General features: G+C 66.8%; 24 protein-coding genes and 2 tRNA genes. 15 read left to right on the plus strand and 11 right to left on the minus strand.

Annotation, left to right across the window (positions count from 1 at the left end):
* Nucleotides 1-43: 43 nt before the first annotated feature.
* From lolA to ACT2FV_RS21460, 6 genes are all read left to right on the plus strand, one after another.
* On the plus strand, nt 44-733 hold the full coding sequence (lolA, locus tag ACT2FV_RS21435) for an outer membrane lipoprotein chaperone LolA (RefSeq protein WP_124623532.1): 690 nt from the start codon (nt 44-46) through the stop codon (nt 731-733).
* A gap of 200 nt (nt 734-933) precedes the next feature.
* Nucleotides 934-2,244 carry a replication-associated recombination protein A gene (locus tag ACT2FV_RS21440; protein WP_059605319.1) on the plus strand — a complete coding sequence of 437 codons (1,311 nt, stop codon included), beginning with the start codon at nt 934-936 and terminating at the stop codon, nt 2,242-2,244.
* Between the two features lie 225 nt (nt 2,245-2,469).
* Complete coding sequence (serS, locus tag ACT2FV_RS21445) at nt 2,470-3,771, plus strand: serine--tRNA ligase (protein ID WP_226113817.1); 1,302 nt, start codon at nt 2,470-2,472, stop codon at nt 3,769-3,771.
* A 128-nt stretch (nt 3,772-3,899) separates the two neighbouring features.
* A tRNA-Ser gene (locus ACT2FV_RS21450) sits at nt 3,900-3,990 on the plus strand.
* 136 nt (nt 3,991-4,126) lie between these two features.
* Nucleotides 4,127-5,074, plus strand: coding sequence for a phosphatase PAP2 family protein (locus ACT2FV_RS21455; RefSeq protein WP_444504754.1), 948 nt, complete (start codon nt 4,127-4,129; stop codon nt 5,072-5,074).
* Nucleotides 5,075-5,277: 203 nt separating this feature from the next.
* Nucleotides 5,278-6,813 (plus strand): methyl-accepting chemotaxis protein, encoded by a 1,536-nt coding sequence (locus ACT2FV_RS21460; RefSeq protein WP_151050996.1) that lies wholly within the window; start codon nt 5,278-5,280, stop codon nt 6,811-6,813.
* 44 nt (nt 6,814-6,857) lie between these two features.
* Here the strand turns inward: ACT2FV_RS21460 and ACT2FV_RS21465 are convergent, their stop codons facing one another.
* A complete protein-coding gene (locus ACT2FV_RS21465) occupies nt 6,858-8,018 on the minus strand; it encodes an alkane 1-monooxygenase (RefSeq protein WP_444504755.1) in 1,161 nt (386 codons plus the stop codon).
* Nucleotides 8,019-8,544: 526 nt separating this feature from the next.
* Between ACT2FV_RS21465 and ACT2FV_RS21470 the strand changes: the two genes are divergently transcribed.
* The 5 genes from ACT2FV_RS21470 to ACT2FV_RS21490 all read left to right on the plus strand — a co-directional run bounded on the left by ACT2FV_RS21470 (nt 8,545) and on the right by ACT2FV_RS21490 (nt 11,833).
* A complete protein-coding gene (locus tag ACT2FV_RS21470) occupies nt 8,545-9,198 on the plus strand; it encodes a GNAT family N-acetyltransferase (protein WP_226114236.1) in 654 nt (217 codons plus the stop codon).
* A 166-nt stretch (nt 9,199-9,364) separates the two neighbouring features.
* A complete protein-coding gene (minC, locus tag ACT2FV_RS21475; RefSeq protein WP_444504756.1) occupies nt 9,365-10,132 on the plus strand; it encodes a septum site-determining protein MinC in 768 nt (255 codons plus the stop codon).
* A gap of 59 nt (nt 10,133-10,191) precedes the next feature.
* Nucleotides 10,192-11,007: a septum site-determining protein MinD gene (gene minD / locus ACT2FV_RS21480; RefSeq protein ID WP_034182973.1), complete on the plus strand. Its 816-nt coding sequence runs from the start codon at nt 10,192-10,194 to the stop codon at nt 11,005-11,007.
* 12 nt (nt 11,008-11,019) lie between these two features.
* Nucleotides 11,020-11,274 carry a cell division topological specificity factor MinE gene (gene minE / locus ACT2FV_RS21485; protein ID WP_006486661.1) on the plus strand — a complete coding sequence of 85 codons (255 nt, stop codon included), beginning with the start codon at nt 11,020-11,022 and terminating at the stop codon, nt 11,272-11,274.
* Nucleotides 11,275-11,431: 157 nt separating this feature from the next.
* A complete protein-coding gene (locus ACT2FV_RS21490) occupies nt 11,432-11,833 on the plus strand; it encodes a YXWGXW repeat-containing protein (RefSeq protein WP_444504757.1) in 402 nt (133 codons plus the stop codon).
* A 116-nt stretch (nt 11,834-11,949) separates the two neighbouring features.
* Here the strand turns inward: ACT2FV_RS21490 and ACT2FV_RS21495 are convergent, their stop codons facing one another.
* A complete protein-coding gene (locus tag ACT2FV_RS21495; protein ID WP_444504758.1) occupies nt 11,950-13,491 on the minus strand; it encodes a chloride channel protein in 1,542 nt (513 codons plus the stop codon).
* 174 nt (nt 13,492-13,665) lie between these two features.
* Between ACT2FV_RS21495 and waaC the strand changes: the two genes are divergently transcribed.
* Nucleotides 13,666-14,664, plus strand: coding sequence for a lipopolysaccharide heptosyltransferase I (waaC, locus tag ACT2FV_RS21500; RefSeq protein WP_151050510.1), 999 nt, complete (start codon nt 13,666-13,668; stop codon nt 14,662-14,664).
* Nucleotides 14,665-14,722: 58 nt separating this feature from the next.
* Here waaC and ACT2FV_RS21505 read toward each other — a convergent pair whose 3' ends face one another.
* The 9 genes from ACT2FV_RS21505 to rph form a co-directional block, all read right to left on the minus strand.
* Complete coding sequence (locus ACT2FV_RS21505) at nt 14,723-14,902, minus strand: hypothetical protein (RefSeq protein ID WP_059605294.1); 180 nt, start codon at nt 14,900-14,902, stop codon at nt 14,723-14,725.
* A gap of 98 nt (nt 14,903-15,000) precedes the next feature.
* Nucleotides 15,001-16,311: an MFS transporter gene (locus ACT2FV_RS21510; RefSeq protein WP_444504759.1), complete on the minus strand. Its 1,311-nt coding sequence runs from the start codon at nt 16,309-16,311 to the stop codon at nt 15,001-15,003.
* 301 nt (nt 16,312-16,612) lie between these two features.
* Complete coding sequence (locus tag ACT2FV_RS21515) at nt 16,613-17,104, minus strand: energy transducer TonB family protein (protein ID WP_151050514.1); 492 nt, start codon at nt 17,102-17,104, stop codon at nt 16,613-16,615.
* A gap of 226 nt (nt 17,105-17,330) precedes the next feature.
* Nucleotides 17,331-17,624, minus strand: a complete 294-nt coding sequence (locus ACT2FV_RS21520; protein WP_124623503.1) for a hypothetical protein — start codon at nt 17,622-17,624, stop codon at nt 17,331-17,333.
* Between the two features lie 158 nt (nt 17,625-17,782).
* Nucleotides 17,783-18,181 (minus strand): hypothetical protein, encoded by a 399-nt coding sequence (locus ACT2FV_RS21525; protein WP_124623500.1) that lies wholly within the window; start codon nt 18,179-18,181, stop codon nt 17,783-17,785.
* 151 nt (nt 18,182-18,332) lie between these two features.
* Nucleotides 18,333-18,420 (minus strand) — tRNA-Ser (locus ACT2FV_RS21530).
* Nucleotides 18,421-18,462: 42 nt separating this feature from the next.
* Nucleotides 18,463-19,677, minus strand: coding sequence for a radical SAM family heme chaperone HemW (hemW, locus tag ACT2FV_RS21535; protein ID WP_124904361.1), 1,215 nt, complete (start codon nt 19,675-19,677; stop codon nt 18,463-18,465).
* Between the two features lie 34 nt (nt 19,678-19,711).
* Nucleotides 19,712-20,341 (minus strand): RdgB/HAM1 family non-canonical purine NTP pyrophosphatase, encoded by a 630-nt coding sequence (rdgB, locus tag ACT2FV_RS21540; protein ID WP_151050517.1) that lies wholly within the window; start codon nt 20,339-20,341, stop codon nt 19,712-19,714.
* Nucleotides 20,334-21,074, minus strand: coding sequence for a ribonuclease PH (rph, locus tag ACT2FV_RS21545; RefSeq protein ID WP_059530129.1), 741 nt, complete (start codon nt 21,072-21,074; stop codon nt 20,334-20,336). The genes rdgB and rph overlap by 8 nt, the downstream gene beginning before the upstream one ends.
* 175 nt (nt 21,075-21,249) lie before the next feature.
* On the opposite strand from rph, the gene ACT2FV_RS21550 reads away from it, so the two are divergent.
* Genes ACT2FV_RS21550 through rpoZ form a run of 3 tightly spaced genes read left to right on the plus strand, consistent with a single transcriptional unit; the run spans nt 21,250 to nt 23,125 of the window.
* A complete protein-coding gene (locus tag ACT2FV_RS21550) occupies nt 21,250-22,173 on the plus strand; it encodes a YicC/YloC family endoribonuclease (protein WP_059598967.1) in 924 nt (307 codons plus the stop codon).
* Nucleotides 22,174-22,179: 6 nt separating this feature from the next.
* Entirely contained in the window at nt 22,180-22,863 is a 684-nt protein-coding gene (gene gmk, locus ACT2FV_RS21555) for a guanylate kinase (RefSeq protein ID WP_059598968.1), read from the plus strand.
* A 58-nt stretch (nt 22,864-22,921) separates the two neighbouring features.
* Nucleotides 22,922-23,125: a DNA-directed RNA polymerase subunit omega gene (gene rpoZ, locus ACT2FV_RS21560; RefSeq protein ID WP_006025620.1), complete on the plus strand. Its 204-nt coding sequence runs from the start codon at nt 22,922-22,924 to the stop codon at nt 23,123-23,125.
* The last annotated feature ends 30 nt before the right edge of the window (nt 23,126-23,155 follow it).

Here is a 23,155-nt window from a genome sequence, read left to right on the forward strand (position 1 = left end):
CGCGGCGCACGCAGCGCCGGCCACCCAGGGAGAAAACCGCAACATGCAGCAACTTTCGTTCGTCCCTTCCCTTCGTTCGACGCGGCGCTGGCTCGGCGCGGCGCTCGCCGGCGCATCGCTGATGCTCGCGGCGACGCACGCGTTCGCGGGCGGCACCGAGCAACTGAAGGCTTTCGTGTCGCAGGTGCATTCGGCGAAAGGCGATTTCACGCAGCAGATCGTCAAGGCGCCGGCCAAGGGCGCGAGCGCCGCACAGGCCGCACCGAAGCCGAATGACAACTCGAGCGGCACGTTCGTGTTCTCGCGTCCGGGCAAGTTCATCTGGACGTACCAGAAGCCGTACCAGCAGGTGCTGCAGGCCGACGGCGACAAGCTCTACGTGTACGACCACGACCTGAACCAGGTCACCGAGCGCAAGCTGAACGGCGCGCTGGGCGCGAGCCCGGCCGCGATCCTGTTCGGCAGCAACGATCTCGACAAGAACTACACGCTGCGCGACGCCGGCGAGAAGGGCGGCATCGAGTGGCTGGAGATGCTGCCGAAGGCGCAGGACACGCAGTTCCAGCGGATCGGCATTGGTTTTCGCAATGGCACGCTCGCCGCGATGGAGCTGCATGACGTGTTCGGCAACGTCACGCTGCTCACCTTCACGAACATCCAGACGAACCCGCCGCTGAAGAGCGATGCATTCAAGTTCGTCGTGCCGAAGGGCGCGGACGTGATCGCGGGCTGAACGGCACCGCGCCCTTTTCCCGACACGGGCCTGCCGGCGACGGCAGGCCCGTTTTGTTTTCCGGCGCGGGCACCCGGCGCGTGCACCCCGTGCGGGCATCCGGCGCGGGCACCGGGCCCGGCGGTGCCGTCGTGCGGCTGTCATAATGTCGGGTCCGGCGGCCGGTTCGGCCGCCATCGTTTGATCTGGAGCGAGGGTTCATGTCCGACCTGTTTCAAGTCGAGCCGCGCCGGCCGCTCGCCGAGGCGCTGCGGCCGAAAACGCTCGCCGAGGTGATCGGCCAGACGCATCTGCTGGGCGAAGGCAAGCCGCTGCGGCTCGCGTTCGAATCCGGCAAGCCGCATTCGATGATCCTGTGGGGGCCGCCCGGCGTCGGCAAGACGACGCTCGCTCGCCTCACCGCGCTCGCGTTCGACTGCGAGTTCATCGCGCTGTCCGCGGTGCTCGGCGGCGTGAAGGACATCCGCGAGTCGATGGAGCAGGCGAGGGACACGCTGAACCGCACCGGCCGCCACACGATCCTGTTCGTCGACGAAATCCACCGCTTCAACAAGGGGCAGCAGGATGCGCTGCTGCCGTTCGTCGAGTCGGGGCTCGTGACCTTCATTGGCGCGACGACCGAGAACCCGAGTTTCGAAGTCAACTCGGCGCTGCTGTCGCGGGCGCAGGTGTACGTGCTGCAGTCGCTGAGCGACGACGAGATGCGTCAGCTGCTCAAGCGCGCGCAGGAAATCGCGCTCGACGGCCTCGCGTTCGACGACAAGGCGATCGATACGCTCATTGGTTATGCAGACGGCGACGCGCGGCGTTTCCTGAACCTGCTCGAGCAGGCGCAGACGGCCGCATCGTCCGCCAGAGTCACGACCATCGATGCCGATTTCGTCAGCAGCGCGATGACGCTGAACGCGCGGCGCTTCGACAAGGGCGGCGACAACTTCTATGACCAGATCTCGGCGCTGCACAAGTCGGTGCGCGGTTCGAGCCCGGACGGCGCGCTGTACTGGTTCTGCCGGATGATCGACGGCGGCGCTGATCCGAAATATCTCGCGCGCCGGATCGTGCGGATGGCGTGGGAAGACATCGGCCTCGCCGACCCGCGCGCGCTGCAGGTGGCGAACGACGCGGCCGAGACCTACGAGCGGCTCGGCTCGCCGGAAGGCGAGCTGGCGCTTGGGCAGGCGGTGATCTATCTCGCGTGCGCGGCGAAGAGCAACGCGGGCTACAACGCGTTCAACCAGGCGATGGCGTTCGTGAAGCAGGACAAGTCGCGCGAGGTCCCCGTGCATCTGCGCAATGCGCCGACCAAGCTGATGAAGGAACTCGGCTACGGTCACGCGTATCGCTACGCGCACGACGAGCCGAATGCCTATGCGGCCGGCGAGTCGTACCTGCCGGAAGGGATGCGCGAGCCGCGCTGGTACAAGCCGGTGCCGCGCGGGCTCGAATCGAAGATCGCCGACAAGCTCGCGTGGCTGCGCGAACTCGATCGCGAGGCCGGCAAGAAGGACTGACCGGCTGCGCGCGGCCCGGGGGCGCGTCAGCGCTTGCGGGGGCTACCGTTGCAAGCCGCGCAACGGCGCCGCGCAACGCGCTTCGCCGGCTGCACACGCGCAGCCGGCGAAGCGACATGCCCGCGCCCGTCGCGCGTTTGCGGCACTGTCCATCCGGCCAGTGCCGTGGCGGCCCCGCGGTGCGTTAGAATTCCGGTCTTACACAACGATTTTCCAAGTCCTCCCATGCTCGACATCCAGTTGCTGCGCAAAGACCTCGACGGCGTCGCGAAGCGCCTCGCCGATCGCGGCTACACCCTCGACGTCGCCGCGTTCTCCGCGCTCGAAGCGGAACGCCGTGCGATCCAGACCCGTACCGAAGAGCTCCAGGCGCGCCGTAACAGCCTGTCGAAGCAGATCGGCGCGATGAAGGGGAAGGGCGAGGACACGTCGGCCGTCATGGCCGAAGTCGGTGGGATCGGCGACGAGATGAAAGCGTCGGAGGCCAAGCTCGGCGAGATTCAGGCGCGCCTGTCCGACCTGATGCTGGGCATGCCGAACATCGCGCACGAAAGCGTGCCGGTCGGCAAGGACGAGGCCGACAACGTCGAGGTGCGCCGCTGGGGCACGCCGCGCGAGTTCGACTTCGAGGTGAAGGATCACGTCGACGTCGGCACGCCGCTCGGCCTCGATTTCGAAACCGGCGCGAAGCTCGCCGGTGCGCGTTTTACGATGCTGCGCGGCTCGATCGCACGGCTGCACCGCGCGCTCGCACAGTTCATGATCGACACGCACACGCTGCAGCACGGCTACAGCGAGACGTACACGCCGTACATCGTGAACCCCGAAATCCTTTACGGCACGGGCCAGCTGCCGAAGTTCGCCGACGACATGTTCCGCGTGGAGAAGGGCGGCGCCGAAAACACGATCACGCAGTACCTGATCTCCACGTCCGAGATTTCGCTGACGAACACCGTGCGCGAATCAATCGTCGAAGGCGCCGCGCTGCCGATCAAGCTGACCGCGCATTCGCCGTGCTTCCGTTCGGAAGCCGGTTCGTACGGCCGCGACACGCGCGGCATGATCCGTCAGCACCAGTTCGACAAGGTCGAGATGGTGCAGGTCGTTGCGCCGGACACTTCGTACGCGGCACTCGACGAGATGGTCGGCCACGCGGAAGCGATCCTGCAGAAGCTTGGCCTGCCATACCGCGTGATCACGCTTTGCACGGGCGACATGGGCTTCTCGGCCGCGAAGACGTTCGACCTCGAAGTGTGGCTGCCCGCGCAGAACACCTATCGCGAGATCTCGAGCTGCTCGAACACCGAGGCGTTCCAGGCGCGCCGCATGCAGGCACGTTTCCGCAACGCGCAGGGCAAGCCGGAACTCGTGCATACGCTGAACGGTTCAGGCCTCGCGGTCGGCCGCACGCTCGTCGCCGTGCTGGAGAACTACCAGAATGCCGACGGTTCGGTCACGGTGCCGGAGGCACTGCGTCCGTACATGGGCGGCATGGAGCGAATCGAAGCGCCTGCGCAGGCGTCGTGAGATCGCTCCGCGATCGGTCTTCGAAGGCCCCGAAAAAATTTGCAAAAAGGGCTTGTGAGTTTCAAAGAGATCGTTCTATAATCTTTTCTTTCCCGGACACGACCAGCCGGGAATGAAGCAGCAAGGAAGGAGAGGTGGCAGAGTGGTCGAATGTACCTGACTCGAAATCAGGCGTACGGTTTCCCCGTACCGTGGGTTCGAATCCCACCCTCTCCGCCAAAATACGAAGCCCCGTGATCCGAAAGGATCACGGGGTTTTTCGTTTGGGTCGCGCGTGAGTGAACGCTGCGTCGATGGCGGTGTACGATAGCGCGCAGGCGTACGGGCCGGCCACACGAACCACACAAAAGCCACGATGAGAGCGAGCACGCGAATCTGGGGGATGCTGACCGGCGCGGTATTGCTGACGGTGCTTGCCGCCGGCCTGTGCGTCATGCACGCGGATTGGGTCGTGAATCCTGGCAGCATCGTCGAGTTCGCGCAGCACGTCGCGCTCGGGTTCGCCGCAAGCGCGTTCCTTGCCGTGCTGTCTCGTGTGCGCCGCTATCGCGACATCACGCGAACGCTGCGCTGTCGCGAATTCGCATTCGCGCTACTGAGCGTGGCGCTGCTCGCAACGCTCAGCGCGGCCGTCGCCGTGCTCGACTATCTTTGCGTGGCGATCGCCCCGCCGTCGATCGAAAACCATCTCGTTCGCTTCGATGCGATGCTCGGTTTCCATTGGCCGGACCTGTACCGATGGGTGACGGCGCACGCCGGCCTGCATCGTATGCTCGACCTCGCCTATCGCAGCGGCATGCCGCAACTGTTTGCGGTGCCGTTCATCCTCGCGGCGGTCCGCCGCGTCGACGATCTTGCCGAGTTCGTCGCGCAGTTCATGTTCGCGGTGATCGTGGTCGTGCTCGTCTCCGTGCCGCTCCCCGCCGCCAGCGCATTCATCCATTTCGGCATCACCGACCCGGGCACCGCATCGACGGTGACGCACTACGACCTGTTGCGCAGCGGGCAGCTCCGTCAACTGAATCTGGCCGACGCGCAGGGGCTCGTGTCGTTGCCGTCGTTTCACGTGATGCTGGCGCTGCTGTTCGCGTATGCGGTGCGGCATGTCCGCTACGTGTTTCCGGCTGCGATCGTGCTGAATGCGGTGATGATCGCGTCGACGCCGACGCAGGGCGGTCACTATCTCGCCGACGTGATCGCCGGGATCGTGTGCGGCGCGCTGTCGATCGCCGCAGTGCGGCGCTGGATGGCCGGTCGACACGTGATCGAGGCGGCCGGACCGCACGCGGCAAGCCCGACCTGATCGCGCGACGCCAGAGTCGCAATGCTCCCTCGCTTGCAGGCGGCCCGGTTCTCACTGTCGCCGGATCGCCGTCTTCCTCGCGGCCGGTGCGCTGGATTCCCGCTGTCGATGTCCTGCTTCAGCCTTGGCTTCGCGTGCCGTTAACAGAGGGCGGCGGCAAGCGTCTTTTGCATCGTCGCCGTTTCCCGTCGATTCAAGGTCCAATGAAGCTGAGCTACAAGATTCCCTTCGCATTCGCCATTGCGCTGCTGCTGATGTTCTGCGGCGCGCTGTACGGCATCCGCATCCTCAATCGCTCGATCGATACGTTCGCGAACGACGTGCAGACCCGGGTCGCCGACGAGCGGCTCGTGTCGGCGACACTCGTGCAGTTCAAGCTGCAGGTCCAGGAATGGAAGGACACACTGCTGCGCGGCAAGCAGCCCGACAAGCTCGACAAGTACTGGCAGGCATTCCAGACGCGCGAGCGCACGGTCGATACGCTCGCCGCGCAGCTCGTGAACCAGTTGCCGCCCGGCGAGAGCCGCACGCTCGTCGAGCAGTTCATGCGCGCGCATGCGGCGATGGGTGACGGCTACCGGCGCGGGTTCGACGCATTCAAGGCCGCTGGCTTCGAGCCGACGGCCGGGGATGCGGCCGTCGCGGGCGTCGACCGTGCACCCGCCGCGCTGCTCGAGCGCGCGGCGAAGGCGATTGCCGACGAGAGCGCCGCCGTGTCAGCGCAAGCGAGCCGCGATGCGAGCCACGCCACCGCGGCGAGCGTCGTGCTGATGCTGATCGTGCTCGGCATCGCGATGATCGGTGCGTACCTGTTCAGCCGCGCGATCCTGCGGCCGCTCGATCGCGCCGTCGCCTGTGCGCAGGCGGTGGCCGACGGCGACCTGACGCGCCACGTCGATGCGGTCGGTCGCGACGAGATCGCCGATCTGCTGCGCGCGTTGCGGACGATGCAGGCAAGCCTGTCGGGCGTCGTGCTCGAGGTACGGACGCACGCCGAAGCGGTCGCGTCCGCGAGCGCGCAGATCGCGGCGGGCAATCACGACCTGTCGTCGCGAACCGAGGCGCAAGCTGCGTCGCTCGAGGAAACCGCCGCCAGCATGACCGAACTGACGGGCATCGTGCGCCAGTCGGCCGAACACGCGCAGCACGCGGCGCAGCTGGCGCGGGACGCATCGGACATTGCGTCCGCCGGCGGTGGCGTGATGTCCGACGCCGTCGACACGATGAGCGGGATTGCCGCCAGCGCGGCGAAGGTCGGCGAGATCATCGCGGTCATCGACGGCATTGCGTTCCAGACCAACATCCTCGCGCTGAACGCGGCCGTCGAGGCGGCGCGCGCGGGCGAGCAGGGGCGCGGCTTCGCGGTCGTCGCGTCGGAAGTACGCATGCTCGCGCAGCGCAGCGCGGCCGCCGCGAAGGAGATCAAAGTGCTGATCGAGCAATCGACGCGGCGGGTCGACGAGGGCGCGGTGTTGATCGGCCGCGCGGGCGAATCGATCCACGAGATCGTCGGCGCGGTTCAGCGAGTCACGTCGATCGTCGGCGAGATCTCGTCGGCATCGCAGGAGCAGAGCGGCGGCATCCAGCAGGTGAACGTCGCAGTCACGCAAATGGACGAGGCGACGCAGCGCAACGCGGCGCTGGTCGAGCAGGCGTCTGCCGCGACGCAGGCGCTGGCCGAGCAGGCGAGCGCGCTGCGACACGCGGTCGCCGTGTTCAGGCTGCCGCAGGCCGCGTGACGATATTGCCGATCGCGATCGCGATCGGACCGCACCGTCGCGTATCAGGCCGCGGTCGAATACTGCGCGAGCACGCGAGCGCGGATTGACGGCTTGATGTTCGACTGCGCCATGTTGCCGCCATAGTGCGCGACGACACGCGGATTCATCACGCGAAACCAGAGCGGCGGCACGTACGCGAACAGGATCATCGTCGCATAGCCGGCCGGCAGTTGCGGCGAGTCGTCGAAGTGGCGCAGCGCCTGGTACGAGCGCGTCGGGTTCGCGTGATGGTCGGCGTGCCGCTGCAACTGATACAGGAACAGGTTCGTGACGACGTGATTGCTGTTCCACGAGTGCTGCGGCGTGCAGCGTTCGTAGCGGCCGCTCGGCAGCTTGCGGCGGCCGAGCCCGTAGTGTTCGACGTAGTTGACGACTTCGAGCAGCGACGCGCCGTACACGGCCTGGATCACGAGGAACGGAATCACGACCTTGCCGGCCATCGCGATCGCGATGCCCCACACGACGACGGTCATCGCCCACGCGTGCAGCACCTCGTTGCGCCAGGTCCATGGCGAATGCCCGAGGCGCTCTAGGCGCGCCGTCTCGAGCCGCCACGCCGAGCGGATGCTGCCCGTCACGGTGCGCGGCAGGAATGCCCAGAACGATTCGCCGTAGCGCGCGCTCGCCGGATCCTCGGCCGTCGCGACGCGCACGTGATGGCCGCGATTGTGCTCGACGAAGAAGTGCCCGTAAGCGACCGGCGCGAGCGTGACTTTCGCGAGCCAGCGCTCGAAGCGGTTGGTCTTGTGCCCGAGTTCGTGCGCGGTGTTGATCGAGATGCCCGTCGCGGCGCCGAGCGACAGCGCGAAGCCGACGTAGTCGTACCACGCGAGCGCATGCGTACCGACGATCCATACGCACATGAAGAACGCGATGTATTCGACCAGTGTCGCGAGATAGACGATGTAGCGGTAGTAGCGCTCGCGTTCGAGGTGCGGGACGGCGGCTTCGGGCGGATTGTCGCGATCGTCGCCAATCAGGGTGTCGAGGACCGGGATCACGCCGAACGCGAACAGCGGGCCGAACCACCAGAACACGTGAAGGCCCGTCGACAGTGCGAGCTGGGCCGAGAGGATGGGCAGCGTGATCGTCACCGCGCCGAGCAGCCATAGATAACGTTTGCCATCCGACCAGCCCGAGGCCGATGTGTCGGTCATTGCCATTGTCTCCCTCCTTGTGGGGCCGGCTCCCGCGTGTGCGGGAGCAGCGGCCGAGTGACGCGTTTGTCGTCGTTCGAATCGTCGTGGGTCCGCGGCACCGGATCGGTCGTCCGGTTGTGCCAGTTATACGACCGTCACGCACGCTTTCCAAACCCTGGCGCTAGGCGCGTAACTCCAAACGGTGGGCCGTGCATGACGACGGTCGGGAAGGGCCGGCACGGGGCGATTGAAACACGCAGTCTTGGGCCGATCCGCTGGCGCGACCGGCGTTCTTGTCAGATGAATGCCTGGCGTGACGCACGCGTGCATCCATCGGCGAAGTCCGCAACGAATGTTGCGATGCAGCAGGTCTGGCGCGACGTCGCCCGGCTGCGCGGTTCTTTTGCATACACATGTAACGGATCATTACGGCATCGATGATGAAATGCCGGACCCTCGCTGCATGAGTGCCATGCATGACAAGGCGAGCGAGGCGACGCTTCCGGTCCCGCAGTTCGGGTTTCATGCGTTGCCGCACGTCGACGCATCGATGCTGCACCTGCACACCGGCGTGTGCGCGACATCTGTTGCCTTTCGATCGGCGCTGCCGTTTGAAAATTACGATTTGACTCATGCCCCGCTTTCGGTTGAAGCTAATAGCTTGCTGTCCGAAGGGGGCTGTGCCTGCATGAGTTCGACCTTGACCGTTCGTCGTATCGCTGCCGACCAAGGCCGCGTGTATCGCGAACTCCGCGCCGCATCGCTGCGCGAGCCCTACGCGCCCGGTGAAGCGCCGGAGGCCGAATTGCTGAACGTCGATTCCGACGCGGCGGCGGCCGTCGCCGCGCTGCGCGCCGCGTCCGACGAGTCGACGACTTTCCTGCTGTATACCGAAGGTCATCCGGCCGGCATGATTGGCGCGTATTTCGACAACACGCCCGAGCGGCGCGCGTTCGTCAGCGAGCTGTGGGTCGCGCACGCGGTCCGCCACCTGCGCGGCGGCGTGCTGTTGCTCGAAACGGCCACCGCGTGGCTGGCCGAACGCGGTGCGCAGGACGTCTACGCATGGATCGCCGATGCGAACCGCAACGCGATTCGTTTCTACGAACGCGCGGGTTTCGCCAACACGGGCGAGCATGCGCCGATCGCGCGGATGCCCGGCGCGATGAAGTCGTTGTTCGTGTCGCACTTCAACACGCCCTGACGCATGAATGCGCGGGCCGCACGGTGCGATGAAGGCCCGGCCGCCCGTCCGACTACCGGCTTGCCGGTTGCGCGCTCGCCGCGACCGTCGCCGCCCGGTTCCCCAAAAATAATGGCCGCACGCGTGGACGCCTGTAAAATACGCAAAAATTTTTTGCAGAGTGTCCATGTCGCTTAAAAAATCGCCATTCTTCGAGCTGCGCAGCGGATCGGTCGATACGTTGTTGTTCACCGTGAAGACGACCGATCTCGATGCGTTGCGTACCGAACTGGTCAAGCGCTTCGAAGCGACTCCCGAGTTTTTCGCCGATGATGTCGTCGTGATCGACGTTCGCCGCCTCGCGGACGGCGAACGCGTCGCGCTTGCCGACATCCGCCAGATGCTGAACGACGTGCGGATGCGCCCGGTGGGCGTCGTGGCGCTCGCCACGCAGGGCTGGGCGGGGGAAGCCGGCCTGCCGCTGCTCGAGGCGCGCGACCGCCGCGTGTCGACCGCGAAGCCGGCCGAGGAAGCGGAGCCGGCGCCTGTCGTTGCCGCGGCGGCTGCCGTGGCGGCCGAACCGGCGCCGGAGCCTGGCCCGACGCCGATTCAGGCGGGCGGCCAGACGCTGGTGATCGATCGGCCGCTGCGTTCGGGACAGCAGATTTACGCGAAAGGGGACCTCGTGGTGCTTGCGCCGGTCAGTCACGGCGCCGAGATCATCGCGGAAGGCAACATCCACATCTACGCGCCGTTGCGCGGCCGCGCACTGGCGGGCGTGCACGGTAATCACGACGCGCGCATTTTCTGCACGTGTCTGGAGCCGGAACTGATTTCGATCGCGGGTATCTATCGAACGACCGAGAACCCGTTGCCCGCCGACATACTGGGCAAATCGGTGCAGATCCGGCTCGAAGAGGAAAAACTGATGATCGAACCGCTGCGCCTGACGTGATTCACGCGGCGCACGCCGGATCGATCGGCTCTCATTGACGAACACAGGGTATTGGGTAAATGGCAAAAATCATCGTGGTGACCTCGGGCAAGGGCGGCGTGGGCAAGACGACGACGAGCGCGAGCTTTGCGTCCGGTATCGCACTGCGCGGCCACAAGACGGCCGTGATCGACTTCGACGTCGGCCTGCGCAACCTCGATCTCATCATGGGCTGCGAGCGTCGCGTGGTGTATGACCTCGTCAACGTGATCCAGGGCGAAGCGAACCTGAACCAGGCGCTGATCAAGGACAAGAAGTGCGAGAACCTGTTCATCCTGCCGGCGTCGCAGACGCGCGACAAGGATGCGCTCACGCGTGATGGCGTCGAGAAGGTGCTGAACGATCTGGTCGCGATGGACTTCGAATACATCGTCTGCGATTCGCCGGCCGGTATCGAGGCGGGCGCGCTGCACGCGATGTACTTCGCGGACGAAGCGCTGATCGTCACGAACCCGGAAGTGTCGTCGGTGCGCGACTCGGACCGCATTCTCGGCATCCTGTCGTCGAAGACGAAGCGCGCGACCGAGGGCAAGGATCCGATCAAGGAACATCTGCTGATCACGCGCTACAGCCCGAAGCGCGTGAGCGAAGGCGAAATGCTGTCGCTCGAGGACATCAGCGAGATCCTGCGCATCAAGCTGATCGGCGTGGTTCCGGAATCGGAAGCCGTGCTGCACGCATCGAACCAGGGTCTGCCGGCGGTGCATATCGACGGCACCGACGTTGCCGAAGCGTACAAGGACGTCGTCGCTCGCTTCCTCGGCGAGGACAAGCCGCTGCGCTTCACCGATTATCAGAAGCCGGGCCTGCTGCAGCGCCTCTTCGGCAGCAAGTAACGGAGGCCGCCCATGTCCATCCTTTCGTTTCTCCTCGGCGAGAAGAAGAAGTCCGCATCGGTCGCGAAGGAGCGCCTGCAGCTCATCATCGCGCACGAGCGGGTTGGCGGCCGGCCGCCGGCCGATTACCTGCCGGCGCTGCAGAAGGAGCTGGTCGCGGTCATCTCGAAGTATGTCCATATTTCGAACGATGACATCCGCGTGAGCCTCGAGCGCCAGGACGATCTCGAGGTCCTCGAAGTGAAGATCGAGATCCCGCAAGCCTGACGCTTGCATGTCCCCCCGCACGGCGGCGCATGCCGTCGTGCGCGTCTTACGCCCTGTTGCACTTTGGGGCTCGCCGTAACACGGCGTCTGTCGGCCGTTGATCGACCTCCCGCATTGAACGAATACGCTCGCGTCATTTGTTAATCAGGAGGTTGTCATGGCTGTCTCTGTCGTTCGACGTCGTATCGTTTCGCTCGCACTGTTCGCCGCGGGCCTGTCAGCCATTGCCGCGCCGCTCGCCGCACGCGCGGACGAAATCCTCGTCGGTGCCCCGGTAATGGTGCAGTCGGGCCGGATGGTCGTCGCCGAACCGGTGGCCGCGCCCGTGGAGGAAATCGTCGTCGTCGCGCCGAACGCGCCGCCGCCCGTGCGCCACGAGGTCGTGCCCGACGCGCGCGTCGGCTATGTGTGGGAGCGCGGGCACTGGCACTGGGACCATGGCCGCTACGTCTGGATCGGCGGCCACTGGGAAACCGAGCGCATCGGCATGCACTGGGTGCCGGGCCACTGGGATCAGCGCGGCCCGAACTGGTTCTGGACCCGCGGCCACTGGGCCTGACGGAGGCATGCGATGAAACGAACCGCCATTGCCATCGCGCTCGTCGCGATCACGCTCGCCGGCTGTATCGTCGTGCCGGCCCGGCCCGTCTACTATCGGCCGGCGCCGGTGGTGATCTACTGAGGGTCACGCGGGCCCGCCGGCGCCGGGCCGCTCGCACCGGATGCGGACGCGCCGGGCTCGTGCGACGTCGCCGGCGTGTGCTTGGCGACGTTGCCGGTCACAGGGGCCTCCGGCTCGCCGCCGTCCTGCTCGCGCAGCGTGTCGAGCGGATCGGCGGGCGCGGCGGCCGCATCCTGCGGCTCGACGACCGCGGCCGCAGCCGCCGGTGCCGCGGCGGGTTCCGCGGTGGCCGCGGGCGGCGCGAGATAGCGCTCGGCGAGCGTTTCGTAGAGGGGCGGTGCGAAGAAGCGCGCCATGCGGCTCGATACCAGCGCGGTCGCCATCAGCGAAATCACGAGCGCGTGACCGTTGATCATCTCCATCACGATCACGAACGACGTGATCGGCGACTGCGTGACCGCCGCGAGGTAGCCGACCATCGCGAGCGCGATCAGCATCGGCAGGCTCATGTTGCCGAACACGATGTGCAGCAGGTTGCCGAACCCGGCGCCGATCGACAGCGAAGGCGCGAAGATCCCGCCCGGGATGCCAGGCAGGTACGACGCGACCATCGACACCATCTTCAGGAACGGATAAAGCACCGACAGCCGTTCATGGCCGTCGAGCAGGCCGCGTGCCTCGGCATAGCCGCTGCCGAACGTCGTCCCGCCCGACACGAGGCCGACGAGCGCGATCACGAAGCCGCACAGAGCCGCGAACGCGATCGGGCGCTCGCGATACAGGCCGAGCAGGCGCGCGGGCAGCCAGCGGCCCGTATTGAGCAGCAGCCAGCTGAAGAGACCGCCCGCGATGCCCGTCACGATCGCGGTGACGAGCACGGCGACGGCAAGCATCTTCGGAAAATGCTGGCCGGCGTCGATCGTGCCGAAGTACGTGTAGTTGCCGTTCAGTCCCAATGCGACGACACCGGCGAGGATGATCGCGGTGATCAGCACGCCGCTTGCGCGGGCGGAGAAACTGCGGGTCAGCTCCTCGATCGCGAACACGATCCCGGCGAGCGGCGTATTGAATGCCGCCGACAGGCCGGCCGCCGCGCCGGCGAGCACCAGTTGCCGTTCGATCTGCGCGTTCGAGCGCGGGTAGAAGCGCCGCAGGTTGAACATCAGCGCCGCGCCGACCTGCACGGTCGGGCCTTCGCGGCCGATCGTGAAGCCGCCGAGGATTCCCAGGAACGAGATCAGGACCTTGCCGAACAGGATGCGCAGCGTCAGCAGCCGCGCACCGAATGCGCTCGGGCTCGCGTGCAGTGTCGCAATGACTTGCGGGATCCCGCTGCCCTCCGCGCCGCGGAAGAAGCGGCGCGTGAGCCATGCCGACGCGGCGGCGATCGACGGCGTCAGCAGCAGCGGCAGCCACGCGGCGTGGTCGCGCATCGTGCGGAAGGTGTCGTAGCCCCAGTCGATCAGCCGCGCGTACAGCACGGCCGCGAGGCCGACGGCGATCGCGCCGAGCCAGAACACGCCGTACTGGCGCCAGATCCGCAGCGAGCGGCGGGTGAGGGCAGGGAACAGGGCAGGAAGGGCGGGGCGTTGCATCGGCAGCGGGCCGGGAGGGCAAAGAACGCATTATAAAAAGAACCCGATGCGGCGGGGCTCGACAAATATTCACAAATGCGTCGCATTTTGTTGCAAATGTAATGTCGGTGTAATATCCGCGCACCGCAAGCGTCGATAGCATGGCGAAATGGCCAGCCATTCCTCATAACGAACGTGAAACGCATCCTCATCGTGAAAGTGACGTCGCTCGGCGACGTCGTCCAGACGCTGCCCGTCGTCGCAGACCTCCATCGCGCCTTCCCGGGCGTGAGGGTCGATTGGGCCGTGGATGAATCGTGCGCGGAGGTCGTGCGCTGGCACCCGGGCGTAAGCAACGTGCTCTGCGCGCCGCTGCGGCGGTTCAAGAAGCTCCGCAACGGCGGTGACCTGAAGGCGATCTCCGCGTCGATCGGCGCGCTGCGCGCGCACCGCTACGATGCCGTCATCGACCTGCACGGCGTCTACAAGAGCGCGATCATCTCGGCACTCGCGCGCGCCGCACGCCGTGTCGGCTACCAGACGCAGGATCTTGGCGAGACGGGCGCCCGTTTCGCGTACTCGCATCGCTTCGGCCCGCGGCCGGATTGCGACGCGTGGCACGGGATGCGCGTGAGCGCCGGCGAGGCGCTCGGCTATGTCCCCGAAGGCATCGCCGAGTACGGAATCGTCCCGCCGCAGGATGCGAGCCTGCCGCCCGCCGTGACCGACGGCGCGCCGTTCATGCTGCTGTTCCACGCGACGTCCAATCCGGACAAGAAATGGCCGGCCGACGACTGGGCCGCGCTAGCCACCCGGATGATGGCGCGTGGCGTGCGCGTGTTGTTGCCGTGGGGATCGGCCGCCGAGCACGACGATGCGCAGGACATTGCCGCGCGCGCGCCGGGCGCGGTCGTGCTGCCCGCGATGTCGGTGCGCGAACTGGGCGCGGCCATCGGCCGGGCTGCGCTCGTGGTGGGGGTCGATACCGGGTTCGTGCACATGGCGCATGCGCTGCAGCGGCCGACCGTGATGATTTTCGTCGCGACCTCGCGCCACCATTGCGGCATCGGCGGCGCACCGAATGCACTGTCGATCGGCGAGCCCGGCGCGCCGCCGTCGGTGGCGCAGGCACTCGATGCGATCGATGCGGTCGGGTCGGCCTACGGCGCCCAGCGCGAGCGGCTGACGGCCTAGGGCCTGCACAGGGCCGCTATCGTCGTGAATGGGCGCCGCGGAAACGGTGCCGGCCGGTTCAGGCGAGCAGTGCTTCGACCGTGAGCACCGCGGCGACGGCGGCCAGGTTGGCGAGCAGCGCCTCGAACAGGAGGCCGCGCCAGGTTTTCGGCCGGAAGCGTGCCGCGAGCAGCAGGGCGCCACCCAGCGCGAGCGCCAGGATCAGGACGAGGTCGGCGTTGTCGAGGCGGATGTTCATCGCGGCGGCTCCTTCGAGGATCCGGGGGCGCGCGACGGCGCCCCCGGATCGAGTATAGTCAGCGCCGCCCGCCACACAACCCGAGGCGCCCCTGAGGCTCAGACGAGCGATGCGTCGCGGGTTTCGCGCATCAGCAGCACGCCGATCAGGCTGATCGCTGCCGCGACCGACACGTAGCCGCCGACCCACGACAGGCCGCCGCGCGCGGCGAGCAGCTGCGCGATGTACGGCGCGATCGACGCGCCGAGGATCCCGCCGAGGTTGTACGCGACCCCGGCGCCCGTATAGCGGACGTTGGTCGGGAACAACTCGGGCAGCAGCGCGCCCATCGGCGCGAACGTCACGCCCATCAGGAACAGCTCGACCGTCAGGAACAACGCGACGAGCGGCATCGAGCCGCTGCCGAGCAGCGGCTCCATCGCGAAGCCGGACAGCAGTGCGGCGATCGCGCCGACGACCAGCACCGGCTTGCGGCCGAAGCGATCCGACGCCCACGCCGACAGCGGCGTGGCGAGCCCCATGAACACGACAGCGAAGCACAACAGGCCGAGGAAGCTCTGACGCGGAATGTGCAGCGTCGACACGCCATACGACAGCGAGAACACCGTCGAGATATAGAACAGCGTGTAGCAGACCACCATCGCGAGCGCGCCGAGCAATGTGGGGCGCCAATGTTGCGAGACGAGCGTCGCGACCGGCACGCGCACGCGTTCGTTGCGGTCGAGTGCGGCCTGGAACGCCGGCGTCTCGGTGATCTTCAGCCGCACGTACAGGCCGAGCGCGACGAGCACCGCACTGACGAGGAACGGGATGCGCCAGCCCCAGCTGCGGAATTGTTCGTCGGACAGCGACAGCGCGAGCGCGAAGAACAGCCCGTTCGACATCAGGAAGCCCACCGACGGGCCCAGCTGCGGGAACATCCCGAACCAGCCGCGCTTGCCTTGCGGCGCGTGCTCGGTCGCGAGCAGCGCCGCGCCGCCCCATTCGCCGCCGAGGCCGATCCCCTGGCCGAAGCGCAGCACGCACAGCAGCACCGGCGCGAGTGTGCCGATCGTGTCGTAGCCGGGCACGAATCCGATCGCGGTGGTGGACACGCCCATGACGAGCAGCGACGCGACGAGCGTCGACTTGCGACCGATGCGGTCACCGAAGTGGCCGAACAGGAACGAGCCGATCGGCCGCGCGATGAATGCGATACCGAACGTGACGAATGCGGACAGCGCCTGTGCGGTCGCGGAGCCGTGCGGAAAGAACACGGGGCCGATGACGAGTGCGGCGGCAGTCGCGTAGACGTAGAAGTCGTAGAACTCGATCGCGGTGCCGATGAAGCTCGCGAACACGATGCGCCGGTGGCTGACGGCGCCGGCCGAACCGGTTGCGTGTGCAACGGCCGGGGGAGATGCGGACATGGATGTCTCCGTTTTGTCGTTGGGGCATTCGCCTGAGCGTGCGCTCGGGCAGGCAGGTGGACGCCTGCCGGGAGATCGCAGCCGGGCGGATGATGCGGTAGCGGCGTGAACGCGCGCCGTGGCGCTGACGTCACCCGCCGGTCGACGATGGAGACGGATAGGTCGCCGCCGCCCTGTGCCGGCGTGGTCGGCTCGCATGCCGGGTGCGGCGCGCGAACGCGCGCGCGGGAGGGTGGCCGCGCGATTGCGGAAAATTATAGCCAGCGCCGCGACATAGCGGCAATCGCGGGCGGGCGCGGGCTCAGTCGAGCGATTGCGCCTGTGCGGATGCGGTGCTTTGCAACTGGAAACGTCCGTCGTCGTTGAACAGCCAGCCTTCCATCATCTCGAGCCGGCCATTGCCGTCCAGCAGTTTCGACGGCGGTGGCGGCAGCGGCGCCGAGCGACGCAGCGACGCGAGCGCGAGCCCTTCCGCTTCGCTGTCGCCGTTGCTGCGATAAACGGATGCGTTGACGAGGCGGCCGCTGCCATCGACGGTGAACGCGACGACGACGAGCGAGCGCAGCATCGCCTGCGGCGTCCCGCGCGCGACGCCGGACGGATTGTGCTCGGTGACGCACCGCGCGACTTCCACGCGGTACTGGTCGCGATTCGCGTTGCGGATGACGGACGGGATCGTCTGCACCGAGCGCAGCGATGGCGGCGGCGTGATCGTGCAGGCGGCAAGCAACGAGGCGGCGACCAGCCAGGGAACACGCAGCCGGCTGGCGCCCGGGTGGGGAAGATGAGACATGGCGGACTGCCGGAGGGTGACGATAAAAAAATGATAGGCGTCCGGCCGCGACCTGTTATCGGGAGAAACGCATAGTGCGCGAAGCGCGACGTAGCGATTCGCGGATGATGGCGATCGGCGGGCCGACCGGCATGTGTTCCGATGTGACGTGACATGTGACGGCGCGGGCGCGATATGCGCACGCGCGTCGCACGCAGTGGCGGTGGGCGTGGCCCGATCTGCCCGCTTAGTAGCCGTGTGTTACGAGCGACAGAACGGACAGGTCCGGATGCGTGCCGTCGATGATGCTCTTGCCGATGTGCACGGCTTCCCGAACCGCTTCGTCGACGCTCGCGAAGCTTTCCTCGCCGTCCGCGTGGAAGGGCACCGCATGATCGGGCAGCGCGGGATTCGCGCCAGGATGGCAGACATAGCCGGTGTAGGTGTAACGCGTGTCGCTGCCCGGGGCGATGCCCGGCACCACATGGATCTCGAAGCCTTCGTAATCGACGTGATCCGTCGCTGTCGACAATTCGGTCATGGCGGTCTCCCTGGGCCGCACGCACGGATGGCGCGGGCGGCATCGAGTCGCGGCGGCGGTCGTGTTGCCGTGCTGATCGAATTCTAGGCGATGGCGGCCCGGCCCGTGAGGCTCGCGCGCGTCGTCGTCGGCGGACGGCGGGCGTGCCGTGGCGCGCGTTACCGCGTGCAGCGCGCGTCCTTGCGCTGCACCACGAGGATCACGGGATACTTCTGGCCGTGCTCGAGTTCCACCGGCGCGACGACCGTCAGCGTCGCCGGGTCGGAATCGTCGTACACGCTGACCTGTTCGTTGCGGATATAGGTCACGCCGGTGCAGTTCGATGCGCGCCCGTCATCCGACACCTTGCACTGGATCTCGTTTTCCTTCAGGTAGTTGTACGGCGTCGGGCTCGCGAGATATTCGCGCAGGCTGCGCGGCGAGCCGCCGACACCCTTCACGTACGCAATCGCGCATGACGGCGTTTGCGCGTCGGTGCCGGAGGCGGAATCGGCGGCCGCGGCGTGCGTGCCGACGGCAGCCAGGGCGACGAGCGACGAGGCGATGAAGGACTTCATGACGTGGTTTCCCGTTTCGCGAATCGGAGCGCCGGATTGTAACGGCATCGGGCGAGATGCGTCGGCACGCGGGGCGGGCACCGTGCGCGGCGCGCGTCGAACAAACAAAAACCCCGTCATTCGATGAATGGACGGGGTTTGGCGAACTTCCTGGCGGAAGCGGTGAGATTCGAACTCACGGACAGTTTCCCGTCGCCGGTTTTCAAGACCGGTGCCTTAAACCGCTCGGCCACGCTTCCACACGAGGCGGCATTGTAACCGAAATGCCGCCTCGTTCCGCCTCAATCGTCGCGCAGGAACAATTCCTGCAGGTCGTTGAGGAACCGTTGACCAAGCGGCGTCGGCGCGATCTGCGCAAAATCGCGCGTGATGAGTCCGCGCTGCTCCGCATCCTTGAGTGCCTGCTCGATCGTGCCGATCGGCAAACCCGTGCGTTCGACGAAGCTGTGCACGGGGAAGCCCTCGACGAGCCGCAGCGTGTTCAGCATGAACTCGAACGGCAGGTCGCGCGCACCGACTTCACGTTCTTCCTGCACCGGCGTGCCGGCCATCGCCTGTTCGATGAAGGTAGCCGGATGCTTGTAGCGTGCCTGCCGCAGGATCCGGTTCGGGAACGACAGCTTCGTGTGCGCGCCCGCGCCGATCCCGAGATAGTCGCCGAAGCGCCAGTAGTTCAGGTTGTGCTTGCACTGATGATTCGGCTTCGCGTAAGCGGACACTTCGTAGCGGCCGTAACCGGCCTCGGCCGTGCGCGCGTGGATCCATTCCTGCATGTCGGCCGACGCGTCGTCGTCGGGCACCACGGGCGGAAACTTCGCGAACAGCGTGTTCGGTTCGAGCGTCAGGTGATACAGCGACAGATGCGGCGGCGCGAACGACAGCGCGGTTTCGATGTCGGCCCGGCATTCGTCGAGCGTCTGGTTCGGCAGCGCGAACATCAGGTCGAGGTTGAAGTTGTCGAACGTCTTCGCGGCGATCTCGACGGCCGCGCGCGCCTGCGCGGTGTCGTGAATGCGGCCGAGCGCTTTCAGATGGCCTTCGTTGAAGCTCTGGATGCCGACGGACAGGCGGTTCACGCCGCTCGCGCGAAACTGCGCGAACTTCGCGGCCTCGAACGTGCCCGGGTTCGCCTCGAGCGTGATCTCGGCGTCGGCATCGAGCGGCAGCAGCGCGCGCACGTCGGACAGCAGCCGGTCGAGGCCGGCCGCGGACAGCAGGCTCGGCGTGCCGCCGCCGATGAACACCGTATGCACCTGCCGGCCCCAGACGAGCGGCAGCGCCTGTTCGAGATCGGCGCGCAGCGCGTCGAGGTACTCGGTTTCCGGAAACCGCTCGCCCTTCCACTCGTGCGAGTTGAAATCGCAGTACGGGCACTTGCGCACGCACCACGGAAAATGCACGTACAGCGCGAGCGGCGGCAGCGACGTGAGCCGCACCTGCCCGGGCGACGTGAAGGCCGCGACGACGCGCGCGCCGGTTTCCGCCGCCTGGCTCATGCGGCCTCCGGTTGCGAATGCGTGACGAAGACGATCATGCCGGTTCCTCCGCGAGCCGCGCGAGCAGTGCCTTCAGCGCGAGCGCGCGATGGCTGTGCGTGTTCTTCACGGCCGGCTCGAGTTCGGCCGCCGTCGCGCCGAGCGACGGCAGGTGGAAATACGGGTCGTAGCCGAATCCGTGCTCGCCGCGCGGCGTGTCGACGATCTCGCCTTCCCAGCGACCTTCGGCGAACAGCGGCTCGGGATCGTCCGCGTGGCGCACCAGCGCGAGCACGCAGCAATAGTATGCGCGCCGGTCGGCGACGCCGCGCAGCTGCTCGACGAGGTACGCATTGTTCGCCGCGTCGCCCTTGTCGCCGCCCGCGCGCTGCGCGTAGCGTGCGGAATAGACGCCCGGTGCGCCGCGCAGCGCGCGCACGCACAGGCCCGAATCGTCGGCGATCGCCGGTAGGCCGGTGAGCCGCGACGCGTGCCGTGCTTTCGTCAGCGCGTTCTCGATGAACGTGCTGAACGGCTCGTCCGCCTCCGGCACGGCCAGGTCGCCCTGCGGCACGATCTCGATGCCGACCGTCGAAAACAGCGCGGTGAACTCGCGCAGCTTGCCGGCGTTGTTCGACGCGAGCACGATGCGCGACAGCGGCGCGAGGGTGCGATCGTCAGACATGGCCGGCGCCCAGCACGTCCTTCTGCAACTGCACGAGCTGGCCGATCCCGCTTTGCGCGAGGTCGAGCAGCGCGTTCATCTCGGCGCGCGAGAACGGCACGCCTTCGGCGGTGCCCTGGACTTCGACGAAGCCGCCGGCGCCCGTCATCACGACGTTCATGTCGGTGTCGCAGCGCGAATCTTCCGCGTAGTCGAGGTCGAGCACGGGTGCGCCTTCGTACACGCCGACCGAGATCGCGGCGACGTGGTCGGTGATCGGCGAGCGCGCGAGCTTGCCGGCCGCGATCAGCTTCGACACGGCGTCGTGCGCGGCGACGAAGGCGCCGGTGATGCTGGCCGTGCGCGTGCCGCCGTCGGCCTGGATCACGTCGCAGTCGATGTGGATCGTGCGCGGGCCGAGCGCTTCGAGATCGAACACCGCGCGCAGCGCGCGGCCGATCAGGCGCTGAATTTCCTGCGTGCGGCCCGTCTGCTTGCCGCGCGCGGCTTCACGGTCGCTGCGCGTGTGCGTCGCGCGCGGCAGCATCCCGTATTCCGCCGTCAGCCAGCCCTGGCCGCGATCGCGCAGGAATTCGGGCACGCGTTCGGCGACGCTCGCGGTGCAGATCACCTTGGTATCGCCGAATTCGACGAGTACCGAGCCTTCGGCGTGTTTCGTGTAATGGCGCGTGAGGGCGACCTTGCGCAGTTCGTCGGCGCGGCGGCCGCTCGGGCGGGACAGGGAAGACGTCATGGGGGAATCGTGGACGGAAGAGGAAACCCCGATTTTAGCGCCGAACGGCTGCCTTGCCCGGCGGGGTGGGGCGCAAAAATGGGATAATGCGCGCTTCCCGCCCCGCGCCTTGCAATGCGCCGGGCGCCTCGACATATTCCCGCCCGAGAAGGGCACCCAGACGGCGAGACGAACCATGATCTACAGCATGACGGGCTACGCGAGCGCGACGCGCGAACTCGCGACGGCCACCGGCAACGGCGGCACCAGCGTGTCGGTCGAACTGCGCACCGTGAACTCGCGCTTCCTCGACCTGAATTTCCGCATGCCGGACGACGTGCGCGCGTGCGAGCCCGCGCTGCGCGAAATGCTGATGAACAAGCTGTCGCGCGGCAAGGTCGACGTGCGCATCAACCTGCAGCGCGGCGAGCAGAGCATCGGTGCCGGTGCGCTGAACCAGACGGCGCTCGGCCAGCTTGCCGAGCTCGAGCGCTCGGTGCTCGATTCGTTCCCGGGTGTCGGTCGCCTGCGTGCGGGCGAGATCCTGCGCTGGCCAGGCGTGCTCGCCGAGAGCGGCGTGTCGGCGGAAGCGATCCGCGACGCGGTGCTCGCGTGCGGCAAGGAAGCGATCGGTGAACTCGTCGTCGTGCGTTCGCGCGAAGGCGCGCAGCTGGCGACGATGCTGCTGTCGAACGTCACCGAGATGGAGGCGATCGTCGCGCGCATCACGCCGCTCGTGCCGGAGCTGATCGCGAAGCATCAGCAGAAGATCGTCGAGAGGCTGCAGGAGGCGCTCGGCATCGCGGCGCCCGAAGGCAGCGCGCCGATCGTCACGCGCGAGGAAGCCGCGGAACGCATTCGTCAGGAAGTGACGATGTACGGGATCCGGATCGACATCGCGGAAGAGCTGTCGCGACTCACCGCGCACCTGAACGAAACGCGTCACGTGATCGAGAAGGGCGGCCGCGTCGGCAAGCGTCTCGACTTCATGATGCAAGAACTGAATCGAGAAGCAAACACGCTCGGCTCGAAGGCGGCGGCGAAGGAACTGGCCGACGCATCGATGGCGCTCAAGCTGTTGATCGAGCAGATGCGTGAGCAAGTGCAAAACCTGGAGTAACGCAACATGACCCATCCCACTCACGACGGCCACGCGTCGCATGCGCTGCACGGCGGCGTCTATCCCGGCAACCTGTTCATGGTCATCGCGCCGTCGGGCGCCGGCAAGTCGACGCTCGTGAATGCGCTGCTGTCGAAGGACAGCGACATCTGCCTGTCGATTTCGTACACGACGCGCAAGCCGCGCCCGGGCGAGCAGGACGGCCAGCACTACCACTTCACGACCGTCGAGGATTTCCGCGCGCGCCACGCCGCGCACGAATTCCTCGAAAGCGCGGAAGTGCACGGCAACTACTACGGTACGTCGCGCGTCTGGATCGAGGAGCAGATGATGAGCGGCCACGACGTGCTGCTCGAGATCGACTGGCAGGGCGCGCAGCAGGTGAAGAAGCAGTTCCGCAACGCGGTCGGCATCTTCATTCTGCCGCCGTCGCTCGACGCGCTCGAGGAACGTCTGAAGAAGCGCGGCCAGGACGAGCCGAACGTGATCACGCGACGCCTGCTCGCCGCGGGCAGCGAGATGGCGCACGCGTCGGAAGCGGAATACGTGGTGATCAACGAAAATTTCGATCGTGCACTGGCCGAGCTCGAATGCATCGTCGCGGCGACGCGCCTGCGCTTTGCTTCGCAGTACGCGCGACATACCGAGCTGTTCATCGAGCTCGGCATCCATTTGCCCCACGCGGAATGACGCGGGGGTAGAGGGACATAAGGTAGAATAGGGACTATATTCAGAAGGAATTACCAACATGGCTCGCATTACCGTCGAAGACTGCCTGAAGCAAATCCCCAACCGCTTCGAACTGGCGCTCGCCGCCACTTACCGCGCGCGGCAGCTCGCGCAAGGCCATACGCCGAAGATCGAGAGCCGCGACAAGCCGACCGTCGTCGCGCTGCGCGAGATCGCTGCCGGCCAGGTCGGCGTCGAGATGCTGAAGAAGGTGCCGGTGTAACGCGCATCCGGCCCGTTCCAGCCATGTAGT

Source organism: Burkholderia sp. PR2 (assembly GCF_052372875.1).
GTDB classification, from domain to species: domain Bacteria; phylum Pseudomonadota; class Gammaproteobacteria; order Burkholderiales; family Burkholderiaceae; genus Burkholderia; species Burkholderia diffusa.